Below are 20,217 nucleotides of genomic sequence, written 5' to 3'. Positions count from 1 at the left end.
TCAGTATTGAAAGGTCAGGCTGAAGCCGATCGCGGGCGCCGCCGTTTTAAATTCCGCGGGTTTGTACAGCGACCAGCTGGAAAAGATGTCGTAAGTTAAGCCGGGCAGGCCGCCGCGCACGCCAACTGCGGCGCCGGCCAGCTTGTTGCCGATCAGGTATTGCACGCTCGGGCCATACACTTGGCCGTAATCGATGCCGACATAAGCCGATTGGCCGCTTTGAGCCAGCGGGATGTCGAGTTCATTGCGCACAAAGAACCCGCGTTCTGCGGCCAGCGTCAGTTCGCCGTCGAAACCGCGCACCGTGTAGCGATTGCCGATGCTCAATTGATCGGTCAGGTACAACGGCGAACGGGTATTCTGGCCGCGCAGGGTGCCGATGTAAGTCAACGGCTGGCCCGCGACCCTGAATGGCAGGCTCAAGGCGGCATCGATGGTTTGCAGGGTGTAGCGAAAGGTGGGCGAACCGGGTTCGCGATTGTCTGGATCCGCTTGGCCGTTGAACCAGGAGACGCCCCAGCGGTTGGCCAAGGTCAGATCAAGCTGGGCATCGCCGAAATAATGCTTATGCACCCAGCCCAGTTCAGCGACGGTGGTGTTGCGCTGCTGGACGGCGATTTCCGTATCGTCAATATAGGCATGGCTCCAGCGCTTGCCGATCTTGAATTGCCAGCTGTTCTTTTGTACTTGATCGCGCTGGAATAATTGCGCAACCTTGAATTCCAGATTGCGCGACTTGCCGCTGGAGACGAAATCTTCGTTGCTGCCGGCGATTTTCTGGTGATAATCGTAGGTGCTTCCGGATATCGAATAATTCCAGTAGCCGGCCGGGATCGCGTAATAGACATTGTTGCCGCTGGTGCCGCGCTGATCGGCCTTGCGGTCGGCATCGCTACTCATGCCAATGTTGAACATGTCGGACAAGCCGAGCGGATTGTCGATGGCCAGATTGAGGCCGGCTTGCAGCTTGCCGGTACCCTTGGCGCCGCTGTCGTCGAGCGTGCCGGTCAGCTTCCACGGCGTGCTGCGTTCAGCGTCGATCACCACGTCGCTCTCCCCCGGAACTTCACCGGGTACGATTTGCATGTCGACGTCTTGACTGGGTACGCGCTTCATCTGCTCCAGCCCCTGTTCCAGGTCGCGCAGGTTGAGTAGCGCGCCGGCACTTGTCGGGAATGCGTTGCGCCAGCTGCCGTAGAGGCTGGGATCGGCAAAGCGGATCGCCCGGATCACACCTGGCACCAACGCCAGTTTCAACGTACCGCTGGCCAGGTCCTGTTCGGGAATGCCCACGCGCGTGGTGCTGTAGCCTTTGCCGAGGATCTGCTGAGTCAGCCGCTTGACGATCAGATTCAGGCCCTCCTTGCCGATGCAGGCCCCCGCATAGCTATGCAGATAGTCCTGAGCAAATCGGAAGGGAGCGTGCGGCAGATCGCTGGCGCCGGCCAGCCGGATTTCCGGCGGCAACTGGCCAGGTACGTCGAGAACGAATTGCTGGATCGTGAAGCAGGGAGATTCGGCCGGCAGCGTCAGCGTGTCCGCGGCTTCTGCCGGGACTGCGCCTTGCAGATTCACATTCGGCGCCTGCTGCTGCCGCTGGCGCTCTTGCGCTTCCGCCTGGCTGCGGCGGCGCTGCTCTTCACTTGCGGGAGTTTGAATCACTTCCGCGGAGCGGGGGAGGCGCCATGCTTCATCGCCCGGCACAGGCCCAGCCTGTGCGTACGCCTCCTGAATAGTCGCAGCAAGCAGCAGTGCCGCTCCCATTCCCTTTATGACGCCGGACAGGTTTTGATCTGGGGTATTTGCCCTCATGGGTTGCTCGAATTACAAAATGAAAATTTTATAAACAAGCAAGCCAAGGAGATATGGGATAAATCTGAAATGCTTCGGGACTGGCCATCTTTATCGATGTTGTTGCCATTTAGCGTCGCATTTTCTGCCCACGGCATAGGTGCTGCAGGCGGTGCAACCGCTGCCATCGAAAAAATCCGGCAGGAATCGATACTGATGCATTGCCGCCGTCGCGTGGCAGCGGTGTTGCCCGACAACGCCGTCGACGCCACGGCGATTCAACCTGCTGCGCACCGGCCAGCCTCAGCAGTATTGCTGCGATCTGATATACCAACACGGGCTGGCGGCATATGCCGTGTGCTTCGGATGACGAGATTGTTCATCGACAAGGCAGTTATCAATAGAACAATCAGGCATATAGATAGTGCAAAAAAATATTGGACGCGGCCCAAGCAAGCCCGGATACTCCGGGCTTGCCCGGCGGGCTTGCTTGGTTTACGCGCCTGCCGCAGGCCTGCCATACTCTCGCCATTCGCGTTGCAGCAAGACGCTCCTTATCTCTCGATTACTCTATGAATATTTTTTCTCTCTGGTTCCGCATTCCCTTTTGGCAGCGCGTGCTGGGCGGCTTCGTGCTTGGCGCGCTGGCCGGCTGGCTGGTAGGGGCGCCGGCCGAAACCTGGTTCGGCCCGCTCGGCAAGCTGTACGTCACGCTGATCAAGATGATCGCCGTGCCGCTGGTGTTCTTTGCTGTGACCAACAGCATCTCCAGCCTGCATGGCATGAAGAGCGTGGCGGCGCTGGGCGGCAAGACCTTCCTCTGGTTTGCCGTCACCGCCGTGCTGGCGGTCGGCGTCGGCCTGGCGGTCGCCAGCTTTACCAATCCCGGCCAGAACCTTGGCCAGCTGGCTATCGCTGCCGATTACACGGTGCGCGAAGTGCCGACGCCGATCCAGGTGCTGCTGGACGTGGTGCCGTCGAATCCGTTCAAGGCGCTGTCCGAAGGCAAGATCCTGCAGGTGATCTTCTTTGCCGCGCTATTGGGCATGGCGCTGGTCAAGCTGGGCGACAAGGTCAAGCAAGTGCGCGAATTGATGGGCGAAGCCAGCAGCGCCATGATCCAGATCACCCGCTTCGTGCTGGAAATGACGCCGCTCGGCACCTTCGGCCTGATCGCCGCGCTGGTCGGTTCCTACGGCTTCGAACGCCTGCTGCCGCTGGGGAATTTCGTCTTCACCCTGTACCTGGCTTGCGCGCTGCATATCGTGGTGGTGTACGGCGGCCTGCTGCTGACCCATCGCCTGAATCCGGTCCGCTTTTTCCGCGGCGCTTTCCCGGCCATGCAAGTGGCGTTCACCAGCTCCTCCAGCTTTGCTTCCATGCCGATCGCCTTGCGCAGCGTGGTGCATAACCTCGGCGTCAAGCAGGAATATGCGGCGTTCGCGGTGCCGCTCGGGGCCAGCATCAAGATGGACGGCTGCGGCGCCATCTATCCGGCGATCGCTTCGATTTTCGTGGCCCAGTACTTCGGCCTGCACCTCGACATGTCGCAGTATTTCATCATCATGCTGGCGTCCGTGCTCGGCTCCTTCGGCACCGCCGGCGTGCCCGGCACGGCGATCGTGATGGTGACCCTGGTGCTGAGTTCGGCCGGCCTGCCGCTGGAAGGGATCGGCTACCTGGTGGCAATCGACCGCATCCTCGACATGATGCGCACCATGACCAACGTCACCGGGCAGATGCTGGTGCCGGTGCTGGTGGCCAAGGAAGAAGGCTTGCTGGACCTGGAAATCTACAATGCGGCCAACAGCGATGTCGGCCTGGACCAGAACAGCAACGCGGCTGCCTGATCCATCCAGCCTTATTTTTCAAGGCTCGCCATCCCAATAGTCCAGGTCGTTTTCAGCGCGCTGGATCACATCGAAGACCCGTTCGCCGCCGGCGGACGCGGTCGCCAGGAACTTGCCGGAATCGGGGTATTCGCATACCTCGGGCTGCTCCCTGGTGCTCACCGAGAGATACTTCAGAGGCTGGTCAGAGGTATTCACTATCTGGTGCGGATACTCCGGGCCGGGCGGAATGAAGACGATGTCGCCGCTGACCAGCGCCAGCATTTCTCCCGCGACCCTGAGCGAACCGCTGCCCTCAAGGATGATGAACATTTCCTCTTGCGCGTAATGGAAGTGATACGGGCAGGAGATTTTTCCGGGGGCGACCGTATCTATGCTGGCGCCCAGCTTCTGCGCCGCCGTGCCGGTCGCCAGGCGCGCGCAGAGCGAATCGTATAAAGGCTCGCGCACGTCGTGCGCGGTGGGGACGGTATTGAAGTTGCGGATCAGGCGCTGACGCAAGCCCTCTACGTTTTCACTCATTCTCTTCTCCGAAATAGTATGTGCGCTTACTGCGCCCTATGAGGCGCGTGGCAAGAAGAATACACGCAAGCAGCTGTCTCTGCGCTGTCATCGCCATACGGTCTGTCAGCTGTCAATATTGCCTCTTTTCTTCCGCTGCTTGAAGGCGCACCATTGCAGACAGGTGCGATGCAAAAATGGTGCAAAGCCGCATTCCTGCAACGCCCGCGAGCCGTCTCTGCACCACATGTGCGCAGATTCGATGCCACAAAATACACATCTTAAAAAAGAAAATAAATTTCCTTTACTTGCAGAGAAAATGAAAATATATTTACACAAAATATAAAAATCATTCACTGGGGATAGTCAATGCAGCACGCCGCAGTCACAGCATGGCAACGCGAAAGCGCGGTTGCCGCACGTATAGGCAAAGCCTATCCGGCGCTCTCGAAAGCGCACCGCAAGGCGGCTGACTACGTCCTTGCGAACGTGTTTCGCGCCGCCACCATGACTATCGACGAACTGGCCGACGTGGTCGGCATCTCGCTGGCGACCGCCAACCGTTTCGCCCATGCGCTCTCGTTCGACGGCTATCCCGCATTCCGCGCCGCGCTGGTGCTGGACTTTGCATCTTCGCTGGCGCCGGTGGAAAAACTGCGCGACCAGGTGCAGCGCCCTGCCAGCAGCGCTGAAATCGTCGCCGCCGCCCTCGGCGCCGACATGCAGAACCTGGAAGCCACCCGCCGCGCCCTCGCGCCTCAGCAGTGCGACCAGGCGGTCAGCATGATCCTCAATGCCGAACGGATTTTCATACTGGGCTTCGGCGCCAGCGCTTTCCTGGCCGGCATCATGGCGCATGCGCTGGAACCGTATTGCCGCACGGTGCAGTCGGTAGCCGGCCCCGGCGGTCCTTCGCAAGCCGGCCGCCAGTTCTTCAAGCTGGACCAGCGCGACCTGGTGATCGCACTTGCTTTCCCGCGCTATGTCACCGATACCGTGACGCTGACCACGCGCGCCAAGGAGCGCGCCGCGCAAGTGCTGGCATTTACCGACAACCCGACCTCGCCGCTGGTGCCGCTGGCGGACGTCACCCTGTACGCGCAAACCGAACGCCAGTTGTCGCCGACCTCCGACGCCGCTGCCTTGTCCTTGATCCAGGCAGTGTGCGACGCGGTCGCGCATCGCGCCAACCGCTCGGTGCATGCGGCGTCCAAAATGACCGAGGCGGTGCTGCCCTGGCTCTATCACGCGGATGGCGTCAACCCGTCCAAGATGAAGAACAAGAGCGGCAGAACAGCGACCACCACAGCAACCATCAAATCAGCAGCGAAAGCAAAATAACGTGACCACCTCAAACAACATCGCCACCATCGCCATCCACGGCGGCGCCGGCACCATCTTGCGCAGCGCCATGAACACTGAGCAGGAGCAGGCTTATCACGACGCCCTGGCAGAAATCCTGACCGCCGGCCAGAGCATCCTGGCGGCCGGCGGCAGCGCGCTGGACGCGGTCGCCAAGGCCGTCAGCATGCTGGAAGACTGCCCGCTGTTCAACGCCGGCAAGGGCGCGGTCTACACCCATGCCGGCACGCATGAGCTGGACGCCGCGATCATGGACGGCGCCACGCTAGGCGCCGGCGCGATTGCCAACGTCGCCCGCGTGCGCAACCCGATACTGGCCGCGCGCGCGGTCATGGAACACAGCGAACACATCTTGCTGGTCGGCGCCGGCGCCGAAGAGTTTGTCGCCCAGCACGGCGCCGAGCTGGTGGCGCCCGAATACTTTCATACCGAAGCGCGCCACGCTCAATGGCTGCGCGCGCGCAAGCAGGAAGGCATGCTGCTGCTCGACCACGACGCCGCCAGCCAGGCGGCAACGGAGATCGCCCCGATCGACCCGGACGACAAGTTCGGCACGGTCGGCGCGGTCGCCCTCGACCTGCATGGCAACCTGGCCGCGGCTACCTCCACCGGCGGCATCACCAACAAGCGCGTCGGCCGCGTCGGCGATTCTCCGCTGATCGGCGCCGGCTGCTACGCCAACAACCGCACCGCCGCGATTTCGGCGACCGGCACCGGCGAAGCGTTCATGCGCACGGTGGCGGCCTACGACATTTCGGCAAGAATGGAATACGCCGGCGCCTCGCTGCAGGATGCGGCGCAGCAGGTGGTGATGGAGCTGCTGCCGCGCTACCAGGGGCGCGGCGGCCTGATCGCCATCGACGCCAAGGGCAATGTGGCGCTGCCGTTCAATACGGAAGGCATGTACCGCGGCTACGCCAAGGTCGGCGCTGCCCCGGTAACGGCGATTTACAAATAATCACTCAAGAAACATGGCAACCCCAGGAAGCGATCATATGAACATGCAAACAGGCCGCCGGGTGCTGACGGTAGAGCAGATGAGCGTCGGCTTCACTACCTCCGAACGCAAGGTGGAGGCGGTGCGCAACCTGTCTTTCCATATCGATGCCGGAGAAACCCTGGCCATCGTTGGCGAATCGGGCTCCGGCAAGTCGGTGTCGTCGCAGGCCATCATGCGCCTGATCGACTACGGCGGCGGCCGGATCAGCGGTGCGAGCATGAACTTCCAGCGGCGCGACGGCAGCATCATCGATCTCGCCACGGCCGGCCAGGGCACCATGCGGCATATCCGCGGTTCGGAAATCGCCATGATTTTCCAGGAGCCGATGACCTCGCTCAACCCCGTCTTCACCGTGGGCGAACAGATCGCCGAATCGATCCGCCTGCATCAAGGCAAGAGCATGGCGGAAGCCCGCGCCGAAGCCCTGCGCATGCTGGAAATCGTCCGCATCCCGGAAGCGCGCCGGTTGCTGGACCGTCATCCGCACCAGCTGTCCGGCGGCATGCGCCAGCGTGTGATGATCGCCATGGCGCTGTCCTGCAAACCGTCGCTGCTGATCGCCGACGAACCGACCACTGCACTCGACGTGACGATACAGGCGCAGATCCTGCAACTGATCCGTACATTGCAGGATGAAATGCAGATGGCGGTGATCTTCATCACGCATGACATGGGCGTGGTGGCGGAAATCGCCGACCGCGTGGTGGTCATGTGCCGCGGCGAGAAGGTCGAAGAAAACAATGTGCACGCCATCTTTGCAGCGCCACAGCATCCTTATACCCAGGCGTTGCTGGCGGCGGTGCCGCGGCTGGGCGCCATGCACGGCACCGACCGGCCGGAGCGGATCGCCATCGCCGGCGCCGCCGTCACGCCGGAAATGGCAGCCGAGGCAAAAATCATCCGCAGCATTCCGGGCGCCGATCCGCAGCAGCAGCCCTTGCTGAAAGTGCGCAAGCTGACCACCCGCTTCGACGTCAAGAGCGGCGTCTTCAGCCGCGTCAAGCAGCGCGTGCACGCGGTCGAGCAAATCAGTTTCGATCTTTATCCGGGCGAAACGCTGGCGCTGGTGGGCGAATCCGGCTGCGGCAAATCGACCACCGGCCGTTCGCTGTTGCGGCTGGTCGACATCACCAGCGGCAGCGTCGAGTTCGGCGGGCGCGACCTGGCCACGCTGCCGCGTTCCGAACTGCGCTCGCTGCGGCGCGAAATCCAGTTCATTTTCCAGGACCCGTTCGCCTCGCTCGATCCGCGCCTGACGGTCGGCTACTCCATCATGGAACCTTTGCTGGTGCACGGCATGGCCGAAGGCGCACAGGAAAAAGTCGCCGCGTTGCTGGAACGGGTCGGCTTGCTGCCGGAACATGCGCAACGCTATCCCCACGAATTCTCCGGCGGCCAGCGCCAGCGCATCTGCATCGCCCGCGCCCTGGCATTGAATCCGAAAATCGTGATCGCCGATGAGTCGGTATCAGCGCTGGATGTCTCGATCCAGGCGCAGATCGTCAACCTGATGCTGGACCTGCAGCGCGAGCTGGGCATTTCCTTCATCTTCATCTCGCACGACATGGCGGTGGTGGAGCGCATCAGCCACCGCGTCGCCGTGATGTACCTGGGGCAGATCGTCGAAATCGGTCCGCGCCGCGCCATCTTTGAAAATCCACAGCATCCGTATACCAGGAAGCTGATGGCGGCAGTGCCGGTGGCCGATCCCGAGCAGCGCCATCGCCAGCGCGAAGTGCTGGCGGGCGAAATTCCAAGCCCGATCCGCAATGTCGGCGACCTGCCGCTGGTGGAGCCGCTGCAGCAGGTCGGACCGGGGCACTTCGTGGCGATGCACCGGATTTCCAGCGCTTACTAGAGTTAGAGTTTATTTGCTTTATCCGTTTGTTTGTCTTCAATGACTTTTTGAACCAGGGGAGTAACACATGCGCACGATTCATAACTTCGATCACTTCAGCAAGATCCTCGCCAGCACCGCGGTTGCACTGACCGCCCAGTTCGCCGCCGGCCACGCTTTCGCCGCCAAGGACGTCACGCTGGCGGTCGCTTCGACCTTCACCACGCTCGATCCTTACGACAGCAACGATACCTTGTCGCAAGCGGCGATCAAGTCCTTCTACCAAGGCTTGTTCGGTTTCGACAAAGACTTGAAACTGGTCAACGTGCTGGCCGACGGCTATGAAGTCAGCAAGGACGGCCTGGTGTACACCATCCGCCTGCGCAAGGGCGTCAAGTTCCAGGACGGCACCGATTTCAAGGCAGACGCCGTCAAGGTCAACCTGGAACGCGTCATCAATCCGGACAACAAGCTCAAGCGCTTCAACCTGTTCAACCGCATTGCCAAGATCGACGCGGTCAACGACTACGAAGTCAAGATCACCCTGAAAGAGCCGTTCTCGCCCTTCATCAACACGCTGGCGCACTCTTCCGCCGCGATGATTTCGCCAACGGCGCTGAAACAGTACGGCAACAAGGACATCGGCTTCCATCCGGTCGGCACCGGCCCGTTCAAGTTCGTCGAATGGAAGCAGACCGACTACATGAAAGTCGTGAAATTCGACGGCTACTGGAAAAAGGGCTATCCGAAGGTCGACAGCATCACCTGGAAACCGGTGGTCGACAACAATACCCGCAGCGCCGTGATGCAAACCGGCGAAGCGCAGTTCGCCTTCCCGCTGCCTTACGAGCAGGCCGAACTGCTGAAAAGCAAGCCGAACCTGGACCTGATCTCATCGCCATCCATCATCCAGCGCTACCTCTCGATGAATATGCTGCAGAAGCCTTTCGACAATCCGAAAGTGCGGCAAGCGATCAACTACGCGATCAACAAGGAAGCGCTGGTCAAGGTTGCCTTCAGCGGCTACGCCATGCCACAGGATGGCGTGCTGCCGCAAGGCGTCGACTATGCCCTGAAGACCGGACCATGGCCTTATGATCCGAAGAAAGCCAAGCAGTTGCTGACCGAGGCCGGCTATCCGAACGGCTTTGAAACCGAATTGTGGTCGGCCTATAACAATACCACCGCACAGAAAGTCATCCAGTTCGTGCAGCAGCAGCTGGCGCAAGTCGGCATCAAGGCCAAAGTGACGGCGCTGGAAGCAGGCCAACGCGTGGAGAAGGTGGAAAGCGCGCCGGTTCCCGCCAACGCACCGGTACGCATCTACTATACCGGCTGGTCGTCCTCGACCGGTGAAGCCGATTGGGGCCTGCGTCCTCTGCTGGCGTCGGAATCGTTCCCGCCCAAGCTGTTCAACACGGCTTACTACAAGAACGAGAAAGTCGACGCCGGCATCGCCAAGGCACTGACCACGACCGACCGCGCGGAAAAGACCACGCTCTACAAGGATGCGCAGACCGAAATCTGGAAAGACGCGCCTTGGGCTTTCCTGGTCACGGAAAAACTGCTGTATGCGCGCAACAAGAACCTGAAGGGCGTGTATGTGATGCCGGACGGTTCGTTTAATTTCGATGAAATCGAATTGAAGTAATCATCCGTATCACCATCATTCCCGCATACGCGGGAATGATGGGGCCGCCTAGGTGGGGCCGCCCAGACGCAGCAGAGAATGCCAGCAAACAGATACTATCGCCGCAATTTGGCCAACTACCCGAGTACCCCATGTTTCCTTACGTACTAAAACGCCTGACGGGCCTGATACCAACCCTGCTGATTGTCGCGGTAATGGTGTTCTTATTCGTCCATCTGCTGCCGGGCGATCCGGCCCGGCTGGTGGCCGGTCCCGAGGCCGACTCGCAAACGGTGGAACTGATCCGCAAGGACCTGGGCCTGGACCGGCCGCTCCCCGAGCAGTTCGTCAACTATTTCAGCAAGGCCCTGCGCGGCGATTTCGGCATATCCCTGCGCAGCAAGCGCCCGGTCAGCGCTGAAATTGCCGAACGCTTCTGGCCCACCTTCTGGCTCACCGTCACCAGCATGGTGTGGGCGGTGCTGTTCGGCCTGATCATCGGCATTGCCTCCGCCGTCTGGCGCAACCAGTGGCCTGACCGGCTTGGCATGACACTGGCGGTATCCGGCATTTCCTTTCCCTCGTTTGCACTGGGGATGCTGCTGATGGAACTGTTTTCGGTCCAGCTGGGCTGGCTGCCGACCATCGGCGCCGACAGCTGGCGCCACTACATCCTGCCGTCGCTGGCGCTGGGCGCCGCGGTGGCCGCCGTGATGGCGCGCTTTACCCGTTCTTCCTTCATTGAAATCCTGCATGAAGATTTCGTCCGCACCGCGCGCGCCAAAGGCTTGTCGGAAACCGTGGTGGTGCTCAAGCACTGCCTGCGCAATTCGCTGATTCCGGTGGTGACCATGATGGGCTTGCAGTTCGGCTTCCTGCTGGGCGGCTCCATCCTGGTGGAAAAGGTGTTCAACTGGCCCGGCATGGGCCGCTTGCTGATCGACGCCGTCGAAATGCGCGACTACCCGATCATCCAGGCCGAGATCCTGCTGTTCTCGCTGGAATTCATTTTCATCAACCTGGTGGTTGACGTGCTGTACGCCGTCATCAACCCTAGCATCCGTTACAAGTGAGGCCGCCCGTGTCGACGCCATCCAATCCTGCGCATTCAGCCACAACTGCCATCGCTGCCGCGCCCCTGCCGAGCAGCGTCCGTACGCCCTGGAGCGAATTCTGGCGCAAGTTCAAGAAACAGCACCTGGCGGTCGCCGCCGGCTGCTTCGTGCTGTTCCTGATCGTGGTGGCGATCGCCGCGCCCTGGATAGTCCCTTACGACGCCGAGAATTATTTCGACTATGACGCCTTGAACGCCGGACCGTCGCTGGCGCACTGGTTCGGCGTCGACTCGCTGGGCCGCGACATTTTCAGCCGCATCCTGATGGGCACGCGGATTTCTCTGACCGCCGGCTTTCTCTCGGTGGCGGTAGGCGCCGTCGTCGGCACCCTTGCCGGCCTGATCGCCGGCTATTACGAAGGCTGGGCTGACCGCATCATCATGCGCATCTGCGATGTGCTGTTCGCCTTTCCCGGCATCTTGCTGGCGATCGGCATCGTGGCGATCCTCGGCAGCGGCATGAGCAACGTGATCTTTGCCGTGGCGATTTTCAGCATCCCGACTTTCGCCCGCCTGGTGCGCGGCAATACGCTGGCGCTGAAGCACCTGACCTTCATCGAAGCGGTGCGCAGCATAGGCGCGAACGATTTCACGATCATCCTGCGCCATATCTTCCCTGGCACGATATCGGGCGTGGTGGTGTATTTCACCATGCGCATCGGCACTTCCATCATCACTGCCGCCGGCCTGTCCTTCCTCGGCATGGGCGCGCAGCCGCCTATGCCTGAATGGGGCGCGATGCTGAATGAAGCACGGTCCGACATGATGACGGCGCCGCATATCGCGATTTTCCCCAGCCTGGCGATTTTCCTGACGGTGCTGGCTTTCAATCTCCTCGGCGACGGCTTGCGCGACGCCCTGGATCCCAAGATCGACCGCCGCTGATGCTAGCCCTTCCCCACATCGGCAGATTGCCGTCCGGCCCGCTCAACGCCATCAGCGATGTCGCTGGCGTCACTGTCGGCCATGCTACCCTGGCGCAAGGCGCCATCCAGACCGGCGTGACGGTGATCCGGCCGCACGGCGGCGATCTCTTCCGCGACAAGCTGCCTGCCGCAGCGACAGTATTCAACGGCTTCGGCAAAAGCATCGGCCTGCTGCAGGTGCAGGAACTGGGCGTGCTGGAGACGCCGATCGCGCTCACCAACACGCTCTCCGTCGGCACCGTAGCGATGGCGCAGATCCGTTGCGCCATCAACAGCAATCCCGAGATCGGCCGCAGCGATCCCACCGTCAACCCGCTGGTGTTCGAATGCAACGACGGCTACCTGAACGACATCCAGGCGATGGTCGTCGCACCAGAGCATTACCAGCAGGCGCTGGCCGCCGCCGCCGCCGAATTTGCGCAAGGCGCGGTCGGCGCCGGCCGCGGCATGTCCAGCTTCGATCTCAAAGGCGGCATCGGTTCCGCCTCGCGCTGCGCCGAGATCGGCGGCAATCAGTATTGCGTGGGCGCGCTGGTGCTGTCCAACTTCGGCAAGCTGCCAGCCCTGACCCTGGCCGGCCGGCACCTTGGCGCGCAACTGCTGGCGCTGCGCACGGCTACCGGGGACGCGCCGGAAATGGGTTCCATCATCATGATCGTCGCCACCGATGCGCCGCTGGACGCGCGCCAGCTGGGACGGCTGGCGACCCGCTGCGGCATCGGCCTGGGCCGTACCGGCTCGATCTACGGCCATGGCAGCGGCGACCTGGCGCTGGCGTTTTCCACCGCCCAGACCGTGCCTTATCGCCCGCACGACGCCATCCGCCAGAGCGCATGCCTGCACGACAGCTTGCTCGATCCGCTGTTTGAAGCGGTAGCCGACAGCACCGAGCAAGCCATCGTCAACGCCCTGTTTGCCGCAAAAACCGTCAACGGCCGAGACGGCCATCAGCGGCTTTCCCTATCCGACCTGGCAGCCAGGCTGCCGACCTAAACAAAAAAAAACTATGAAGATACTGATTTCCGTTGATATCGAAGGCGTTGCAGGCGTTTTCAACATAGAACAAACCCGCGCCGGCAATCCCGAATACGAACGCGCGCGGCGCCTGATGACGGCCGAAGCCAACGCCGTGATCGAAGGCGCGCTGGCCGGCGGCGCCAGCGAGATCGTGGTCAACGATTCGCACGGCGGTTTCCGCAACCTGCTGCCCGACCTGCTGCATCCGGCCGCCAGCCAGATCCTCGGCAAGCCGCGCCTGCTGGGCATGATGAGCGGCGTCGACAGCGGCGTCGATGGCGTGATGATGGTCGGCTACCACGGCCGCGCCCAAAGCCGCGGCATCCTGGCGCACACCATCAACGGCTTTTCCTTTGCCCGCATCTGGCTCAACGGCCAGGAACTGGGCGAAGCCGGCATCTACGGCGCGCTGGCAGGCGAGTTCGGGGTACCGGTGATTTTCGGCAGCGGCGACAATGTCTTCACGGCCGAAAACCAGCCGCTGTTCCCGCAAGCCACCCTGGTCAGCGTCAAGACCGCGGACGGCGCCGCCAGCGGCACTTCGCTGTCGCCGCAAAGCGCCCTGGCGCTGCTGGGTGAAGGCGCCAAGGCCGCAGTCAACAAGCTCGCCGACTGCCGCCCCTTTATCCTGCAGCCGACCATCACCTGCCAGCTGCAAACCAACAGCCCGGCGCTGGCCGACCTGTTCTGCCTGCTGCCGATCGTGGAAAGAGTCGACGGCGTCAACCTGACGTTCTCGGCACCGTCGGTGCAATATGCAGTGCGAGTCCTGAACAGCATGTCGGCCATGTCCTTCATGCTGCGCTGACTTTCGAAGTTGGGGTTGCTTTTGAAGTTGGGGTTGCCGTTGCCTTTGACGTGCTCCGCATTGAGACGTTGCCAAATCCGGCGCGTGTCAGCCGGGAATTGTGAGGGGCATGTTTGAGCCGAAGGCGAGTTTTGCCCCTCACCCGGCTGGCGCGCGCCGGATTTGGGGACCCGACCGAAGGGAGGGCGACGGCTTTGCGGTCGCCTTTTCTTTGCTTACTTTCTTTTGGCGAAGCAAAAGAAAGTAAGCGGCTGCCGGGCCGCCCCCGGCAAGCATCCACGGAGCAGAAAACGTTTTAGCAACCCGCAGACCGTTCTTAGCATGCCACCGCACTCACTCCGTAGAACGTCAAATGGGGTCAGAGTAATTTTCGCAAAAAACCGCGAAAAAAAACTCTGACCCCATTTGACTGCTTTGGCTATGAATTTGGGTGCAGCAGCGAGCGTTTCCGCGCGTAGCCGAAATAAACCACGAATCCGATCGCCAGCCAGCACAGGAACGCAATCCAGGTCACCGCCTGCAGATGAAACATCAGGAACACGCAAAACCCGATCGCCGCCAACGGCACGAACGGCACCCCAGGACAACGGAACGCCCGCGGCAATTCCGGCCGCGTCCGCCGCAACGCCAGCACCGCCACAGCAATCAATGAAAACGCCATCAACGTCCCGATATTGATCAGCTCCGCCAGGATATTCAAAGGAATCAAAGCCGCAATAAACGCAAACACGACCCCCACCAGCCAGGTAGTAAAGAAAGGCGTCGCAAAACGCGGATGAATGCTAGACAGCTTCTTAGGCAGCAAGCCATCGCGCGACATCGCAAACAGAATCCGCGTCTGCCCGTAAGTCATCACCAGGATCACCGTAGTCATGCCGATGATCGCCCCCAGGTCGACAAAACCCGCCACCCAGTTCTCCCCCGCATACTGCAAAGCCAGCGACACCGGATGATCGACGCCGGCAAATTTCTGGAACGGCACGATACCCGTCATGACCCCAGCCACCACCACATACAGCAAGGCGCAAATTCCCAGCGAAGCGATAATCCCCACCGGCAAATCGCGCGCCGGATTCTTGACTTCCTCGGCAGCCGAAGTCACCGCATCGAAACCGATGAAAGCAAAGAACACGATCGCCGCGGCATTGAACACGCCGTTATAGCCGAACGGCAGGTACGGCTGCCAGTTGGCCGGCTGCACATGGCTGACGCCGACCACGATGAACAGCAGCACCACCGCGATCTTGATGAACACCATGATGTTGTTGGCGCGCGCCGATTCGCGGATGCCAAGCGACAGCAAGCCGCTGATCACCAGCAGGATGCAGAAAGCCGGCAGGTTGAACCAGGTGGTCACGCCAGGCACGGCGCCCGGCGCCGCCGTCAGCACGGTCGGCAAGCCGATGCCGAAACCGGACAGCAGCGATTGCATATAGCCCGACCAGCCCACCGACACCGCCGACGTCGCCAGTCCGTATTCCAGCATCAGGTCCCAGCCGATGATCCAGGCCACGATTTCACCCATGGTCGCGTAGCTATAGGTATAGATCGAACCGGACACCGGCACGGTGGAAGAAAACTCCGCGTAGCACAGAGCCGCGAAACCGCAAGCGATGGCGGCCAATATGAATGACAGCGACAGCCCCGGTCCGGCCAGCAAGGCGCCGCTGCCGGTCAGCACGAAAATACCGGTGCCGACAATCGCGCCGACGCCCAGCAAAGTCAGGTCCATGGACCCCAGCGTGCGCTGCAAGCCGGTATCGGTGCGACTGGAATGGATCATCTTATCCAGATCTTTGGTACGAAATAAACTCATGCAACAACTTCCTTTGAAAACGACGACATCGCCCCAAGCCAGCGCTTGAGTGGCGGGCGCTTCTCCGCGACAAACCGGGAAAATAATGAAAAAGGCAAGAATTATACTTGCTGCCGCCTTGCAACCCCAAAACGACAATTTCCGCCAGCGCGCAGGTTCCCCGGCGGGCACAGCTGCCTGGCAAGAAAGACAGCTGTCCGGCAACGGATTTCGTGCGCATTTGAACGCCGAAAACTTCGCCGGAAACTTCGATGAAAATGCACATTCCCGCTTTGCCGCACAAAAATGCGACCAGTCCACTTATCAAAAAAACAGTCTGGGCAATATTCATATAAATCAATATAAACAATGCATTAGCTATAGCTTGATGGCACCAGAACGAGACCACAAATTTATTAAAGCAATACCAGTTAGATACAGATTGACAGCCACTTTCGAGGCTCTTACAGTGCGCTTAATTCGATATTTCCATATGGAAATACCGAAGATGAACAAGATATCGTCCGTTGCCTGCACATACGCGCACAGGCAAGGTGCACGACGGCGGCAATTGCTACAGCTTGGGTTTTAATTCACATCGCATAGCAAGTCTGGACATGCCTTCCGGCAGCTGGCCTCCCACGCTGCCCGACCAACCTTCTCAGGAGAGAAAATTGAAACGGAAACTCATACAGGGCCTCATGCTTACGCTTGCATGCAGCGCCATCATGGCCGGCGGCGCCGAGGCCAGCCCCTTGATGGCGGCAAGCGCGCAGGCAGCAACGACAGTAGCTTGTTATACGGCATGGGACGCCAGCACGGCGTATACCGGCGGCGCCACCGTCAGCTACAACGGCGTCAACTACAAGGCCAACTGGTGGACCCAAGGGAACAATCCTTCGACCAGCAATGGCGGCTCGGGCAGCGGCCAGCCATGGACCATCGTCCAGGCCTGCGGCGTCGTGACGCCGCCGCCTCCTCCTCCGCCACCACCACCTCCGCCACCTCCACCACCGCCCCCTCCGGGCGGCGGCACCACACCGGCCGGCTTCGTGTTCAGTCCGTACAAGGATGGCAACATCAACCTGAACTGGAATACCTATGCCATGAGCACCGCGGTCAACGGCAGCACTCAGACCGTATTGAGCGCGATGCCCGCCAAGCTCGGCACCCTGACCTGGGCCTTTGCCACCGGCGCCTGCGGTAGCGAAAACTGGGGCGGCGTATCGGCATCGGCCTTCGCCGCGGCCAACGTGCAAGCCTTCGTCAACGCCGGCAAGAAGTACATTGTCTCCACCGGCGGCGCGGCAGGTTCCTTCACTTGCACCAACGATGCCGACTTCAAGAAATTCATCCAGACCTATTACTCGGCCAACCTGGTCGGCATCGATTTCGATATTGAAGCCGGCCAGACCACTGCCGATATCAACAACCTGGTGCTGCGTGTGAAAAACGCGCAGGCGGCCTATCCCAACCTGCGCTTCAGCTTCACGGTGGCGACCCTGGGCGGCAATGTCTCGCCTAGCCTCGGCTACTATGGCGTGCAAGTGATGCAGTCGATCCAGGCTTACGGCCTGACCAACTACACCATCAACCTGATGGCCATGGACTATGGCAGCCCGGCCGGCGGCAACTGCATGCTCAACAGCAGCGGCGGCTGCGACATGGGGGCGTCAGCGGTGCAATCGGCCATCAATCTGCACAACCAGAACGGCGTGCCGTACAAGCAGATCGAAGTGACGCCTATGATAGGCGGCAACGACTCGGCAAATGAAACCTTCTCCATCGCCGATGTCGCAACGCTGGTCAACTTCGCACAGCAGAACGGCCTGGCCGGCATCCACTTCTGGTCCTTCGATCGCGACCGCGATTGCGCGCCGGGCTCGGCTTCGCCGACCTGCAATACCTATGGCACGGCGGGCACGCTGGGCTTCACCAACGCCTTCATCTCGAAGCTAGGCCTGTAAGCCAAGCACGCAGCATGAAGCTAGAGCCGGCTCTGCGGAGCCGGCTTTTTTTTTGCCTGATGCGATGCGGATGTTACTATTTGCTCAACAGCTACCGTTTCACGTCGTCCCCAAAGAGCCTAAATGAAAGTTTCGCATCCCGCAGTCGCCATCCTCGCCGCCGCCGTCTTGTCAGGCTGCGCCTCCACCTGGGTCCATCCGAGCAAGCCCTCCACCGAGCTGTATCCCGACGAATTCGCTTGCAAGCAGGAAGCCATGCGCATCTATCCGATCGTGGTGGTGAACCAGTTCAATCCTGGCATGCAAACGCCGGGCAATACCTATTGCAAGAAAAACGACAATGGCGACACCAGGTGCACGACCTACCCTGGCATGTACACGCCGCCCAGCTATTCGCAATACGATATCAATGACCGCGAACGCGACGAGATGGTGAAATCCTGCCTGTACGCGCGCGGCTGGCATCTGGAATAAGCAAGAGGAGTATCTTGCCCGGGCGGGCAAGGCAGATTATTTCGGCGGCAGCAGGCCGGCCGCCACTTTGTCCAGCAAGACTGCATTGCGGTCGGCCGACAATTGCCAGAACATGGCGCCGCCCAATCCCATCTGCTTCAGGTAGCTGATCTTGTACTCCAGCGATTCGGGATCGTCATAGCTGACGAATTCGCCGGTATCGGGATTGAACAGATATGGCACCTTGGCCGCGTCGTTCCAGTAGCGCGTGAAGCCATTGCGGTTCACCAGCGTGGCGGCGATGTCGCTGTAGTCGAGTTCGCCCTCCTCCGTACTGCCGCGCCCCTTGCCGTCGCAATCCTGGTGCTGGCCGTGCAGGCCGGCGCCACACTTTTTCCAGCTATAGCCATAGAAAGGCATGCCCAGCACCAGCTTGGCGGCCGGGATGCCGTCCTGCAAAGCCATCTCCACCGTGCTGCTGACATTGAACCTGGGGTTGGCTTCCGGCCGCGCCAGCGCCGGGTCGTTGTACAAGGGCGCGACATGGCCGGCAAACTTGTTCCATGTGCCGCTGAAGTCGTAGGTCATGATGTTGACCCAGTCCAGGATCGCCGCCACCTTGGCCATTTCGGTATTCTGGAAAAACGCCTGGTTGTTGCCGACCGCCGCGGTCAGCAGATAGCTGCGGTGCTCCTGCCTGCCTGCGCTGTCGAGCTTGTCGCGCAAGGCTTGCAGCAGCAGCGTGTAGTTCTGCTTGTCCTCCGGCCGCATGGCGTTGCCGGCATCGCCGCCGGCCACCGGAAATTCCCAGTCGATGTCGACGCCGTCAAAGCCGTTCTTGCGGATGAAAGCCAGCGCGCTGGCGGCAAACTTGCGGCGCGCCTGCGGCGTCAGCGCGACATTGGAAAAATCCTTCGAGCCGGCCCAGCCGCCGACCGAGATCAGGGTTTTCAGGGCCGGGTTGCGCTGCTTCAGGGCGCGCAGCACGACAAAATCGCGCTGTCCCTGCTCGGCGCTGATGGCCTGGTCGGCCGCCACCTCGCCATCCTTGATGACGGCGAAGGCGTAATTCAGATGCGTGATTTTGCCGGGATCGATATCCGCAACCGAGTATGGACGTTGCGAAGGCAAGTAGTAGGCAACGACTTTGTACGCCGGCAGGCTGCCTGCAGCCGCACTGGCCAGCAACGGCAGCATGGCCGCCATCGACATCGACAATCTCATCAGTTTCATCAGGCGCTCGCTCAGTAAAATCAGAAATCGCAGTTCGACGCCAGGGCCGGCGTCATCGCGGGTACGGTATCGATCCGGTGGGTGTCGGCCTTGCGATAGGCGCCGACGGCAGCGTCCACCTGCGCCGGCGACAGCAGCCTATCCTTGGCGTGCAGCACCCAGGCCACATCCTGCTGGTAGCTGCGTTGCTCCTTGCTGTCGGCCAGCACGCCGCTAGGCGAGAACCACAGGTTGAAATTGATCGACATCGGCTGCGCCGGGTAATTGCGGCCGCCGTGCTCGTCGAGCTGCGCGCCATCGAGGAAATAGCGGATCTTGCCGGCCGCAACCTGCATCAGCACCGTGTGCCAGCCGCCCAGCGCGCGCTGTTCTTCGTGCACCTGGTTGAAAGCATTCCAGGGCTCCATCTGCACCGTCTGCCAGGACACGCTGTACAGGCGGCTGCGTGGATTGCCCCAGCCGCCGTTGGGCAGGTACTCCCAGTCCAGTTCGCTGTATTGCGGATCGAAATCATGCTTGAGCGGACTGGAGGTATAGAAGGACTCGACCACCAGGTCGCCGCCGGGTCCCGCCAGCGGCGCATCGCTGAAACGTATGCGGGCGGCGTAGGTGCCTTCGAAATACTTGCGCTGATGGCAGAGCTGGGCCTGGAAGGTGCCTTGCGGCGTGCCGTCGGTGCGCGCATTGAGGCGCAGCAGGCGCGCGCCGCCGGTTTGCGGATCGTCTACCAGGCTGACGGTGTCCGGCCCCCACTGCCCGTGCTCGATGCCGGGATGGCCCTGCTGGTCGCGGATCTTCCAGCCGCCGGCCGCCAGCGCCTTGGTGTCGGCGTAGTGGAAATCGTCAAAGAAAATTGAATCGGCAGCAGCCATGACGCCGCCCGCCGCCAGCGCCAAGGTCAACGCCAATGCGCCATATCGAAAATGCCGCATC

General features: G+C 61.1%; 18 protein-coding genes. 13 read left to right on the top strand and 5 right to left on the bottom strand.

Annotation, left to right across the window (positions count from 1 at the left end; all coding sequences use genetic code 11):
- Positions 1-1,764: a ShlB/FhaC/HecB family hemolysin secretion/activation protein gene (locus tag KHU30_RS20225; protein ID WP_230427492.1), complete on the bottom strand. Its 1,764-nt coding sequence runs from the start codon at positions 1,762-1,764 to the stop codon at positions 1-3.
- Between the two features lie 24 nt (positions 1,765-1,788).
- Between KHU30_RS20225 and KHU30_RS20220 the strand changes: the two genes are divergently transcribed.
- Positions 1,789-2,367, top strand: a complete 579-nt coding sequence (locus KHU30_RS20220; RefSeq protein WP_211444395.1) for a hypothetical protein — start codon at positions 1,789-1,791, stop codon at positions 2,365-2,367.
- Positions 2,364-3,641, top strand: coding sequence for a dicarboxylate/amino acid:cation symporter (locus KHU30_RS20215; RefSeq protein ID WP_211444394.1), 1,278 nt, complete (start codon positions 2,364-2,366; stop codon positions 3,639-3,641). Before KHU30_RS20220 ends, KHU30_RS20215 begins: the two co-directional genes overlap by 4 nt.
- A gap of 18 nt (positions 3,642-3,659) precedes the next feature.
- Here the strand turns inward: KHU30_RS20215 and KHU30_RS20210 are convergent, their stop codons facing one another.
- Entirely contained in the window at positions 3,660-4,163 is a 504-nt protein-coding gene (locus KHU30_RS20210; protein WP_230427491.1) for a cupin domain-containing protein, read from the bottom strand.
- Positions 4,164-4,511: 348 nt separating this feature from the next.
- On the opposite strand from KHU30_RS20210, the gene KHU30_RS20205 reads away from it, so the two are divergent.
- From KHU30_RS20205 to KHU30_RS20170, 8 genes are all read left to right on the top strand, one after another.
- Positions 4,512-5,483, top strand: coding sequence for a MurR/RpiR family transcriptional regulator (locus KHU30_RS20205; RefSeq protein ID WP_211444393.1), 972 nt, complete (start codon positions 4,512-4,514; stop codon positions 5,481-5,483).
- 70 nt (positions 5,484-5,553) lie between these two features.
- A complete protein-coding gene (locus KHU30_RS20200; RefSeq protein WP_230427504.1) occupies positions 5,554-6,462 on the top strand; it encodes an isoaspartyl peptidase/L-asparaginase family protein in 909 nt (302 codons plus the stop codon).
- Between the two features lie 43 nt (positions 6,463-6,505).
- Positions 6,506-8,362, top strand: a complete 1,857-nt coding sequence (locus KHU30_RS20195) for a dipeptide ABC transporter ATP-binding protein (protein ID WP_211444503.1) — start codon at positions 6,506-6,508, stop codon at positions 8,360-8,362.
- 67 nt (positions 8,363-8,429) lie between these two features.
- On the top strand, positions 8,430-9,992 hold the full coding sequence (gsiB, locus tag KHU30_RS20190) for a glutathione ABC transporter substrate-binding protein GsiB (RefSeq protein WP_211444391.1): 1,563 nt from the start codon (positions 8,430-8,432) through the stop codon (positions 9,990-9,992).
- 131 nt (positions 9,993-10,123) lie between these two features.
- The gene (gene gsiC / locus KHU30_RS20185; protein ID WP_211444390.1) at positions 10,124-11,044 is read left to right on the top strand and encodes a glutathione ABC transporter permease GsiC; all 921 of its coding nucleotides are present in this window, start codon (positions 10,124-10,126) and stop codon (positions 11,042-11,044) included.
- A 50-nt stretch (positions 11,045-11,094) separates the two neighbouring features.
- On the top strand, positions 11,095-11,970 hold the full coding sequence (gene gsiD / locus KHU30_RS20180) for a glutathione ABC transporter permease GsiD (RefSeq protein ID WP_211444502.1): 876 nt from the start codon (positions 11,095-11,097) through the stop codon (positions 11,968-11,970).
- Positions 11,970-13,004, top strand: a complete 1,035-nt coding sequence (locus KHU30_RS20175; RefSeq protein WP_211444389.1) for a DmpA family aminopeptidase — start codon at positions 11,970-11,972, stop codon at positions 13,002-13,004. Before gsiD ends, KHU30_RS20175 begins: the two co-directional genes overlap by 1 nt.
- Before the next feature lie 13 nt (positions 13,005-13,017).
- Complete coding sequence (locus KHU30_RS20170) at positions 13,018-13,836, top strand: M55 family metallopeptidase (RefSeq protein WP_211444388.1); 819 nt, start codon at positions 13,018-13,020, stop codon at positions 13,834-13,836.
- Between the two features lie 418 nt (positions 13,837-14,254).
- Here KHU30_RS20170 and KHU30_RS20165 read toward each other — a convergent pair whose 3' ends face one another.
- A complete protein-coding gene (locus tag KHU30_RS20165; RefSeq protein ID WP_211444387.1) occupies positions 14,255-15,652 on the bottom strand; it encodes an amino acid permease in 1,398 nt (465 codons plus the stop codon).
- 85 nt (positions 15,653-15,737) lie between these two features.
- On the opposite strand from KHU30_RS20165, the gene KHU30_RS20160 reads away from it, so the two are divergent.
- From KHU30_RS20160 to KHU30_RS20150, 3 genes are all read left to right on the top strand, one after another.
- Positions 15,738-16,223: a hypothetical protein gene (locus KHU30_RS20160; RefSeq protein WP_211444386.1), complete on the top strand. Its 486-nt coding sequence runs from the start codon at positions 15,738-15,740 to the stop codon at positions 16,221-16,223.
- Between the two features lie 109 nt (positions 16,224-16,332).
- Positions 16,333-17,598: a carbohydrate-binding protein gene (locus KHU30_RS25250; RefSeq protein ID WP_329956700.1), complete on the top strand. Its 1,266-nt coding sequence runs from the start codon at positions 16,333-16,335 to the stop codon at positions 17,596-17,598.
- Between the two features lie 123 nt (positions 17,599-17,721).
- A complete protein-coding gene (locus KHU30_RS20150) occupies positions 17,722-18,072 on the top strand; it encodes a hypothetical protein (protein ID WP_211444384.1) in 351 nt (116 codons plus the stop codon).
- Positions 18,073-18,108: 36 nt separating this feature from the next.
- Here the strand turns inward: KHU30_RS20150 and KHU30_RS20145 are convergent, their stop codons facing one another.
- Both KHU30_RS20145 and KHU30_RS20140 read right to left on the bottom strand, forming a co-directional pair.
- A complete protein-coding gene (locus KHU30_RS20145; RefSeq protein WP_211444383.1) occupies positions 18,109-19,284 on the bottom strand; it encodes a glycoside hydrolase family 18 protein in 1,176 nt (391 codons plus the stop codon).
- 20 nt (positions 19,285-19,304) lie between these two features.
- Positions 19,305-20,216, bottom strand: coding sequence for a glycoside hydrolase family 16 protein (locus KHU30_RS20140; RefSeq protein ID WP_211444382.1), 912 nt, complete (start codon positions 20,214-20,216; stop codon positions 19,305-19,307).
- Position 20,217: the final 1 nt, after the last annotated feature.

The sequence above is a fragment of the Collimonas humicola genome, from assembly GCF_018304945.1.
GTDB classification, from domain to species: Bacteria; Pseudomonadota; Gammaproteobacteria; order Burkholderiales; family Burkholderiaceae_D; genus Collimonas; species Collimonas humicola.
The sequence above is the reverse complement of the archived record's forward strand: the minus strand, read 5'-3'. Positions and strand labels throughout refer to the sequence as shown.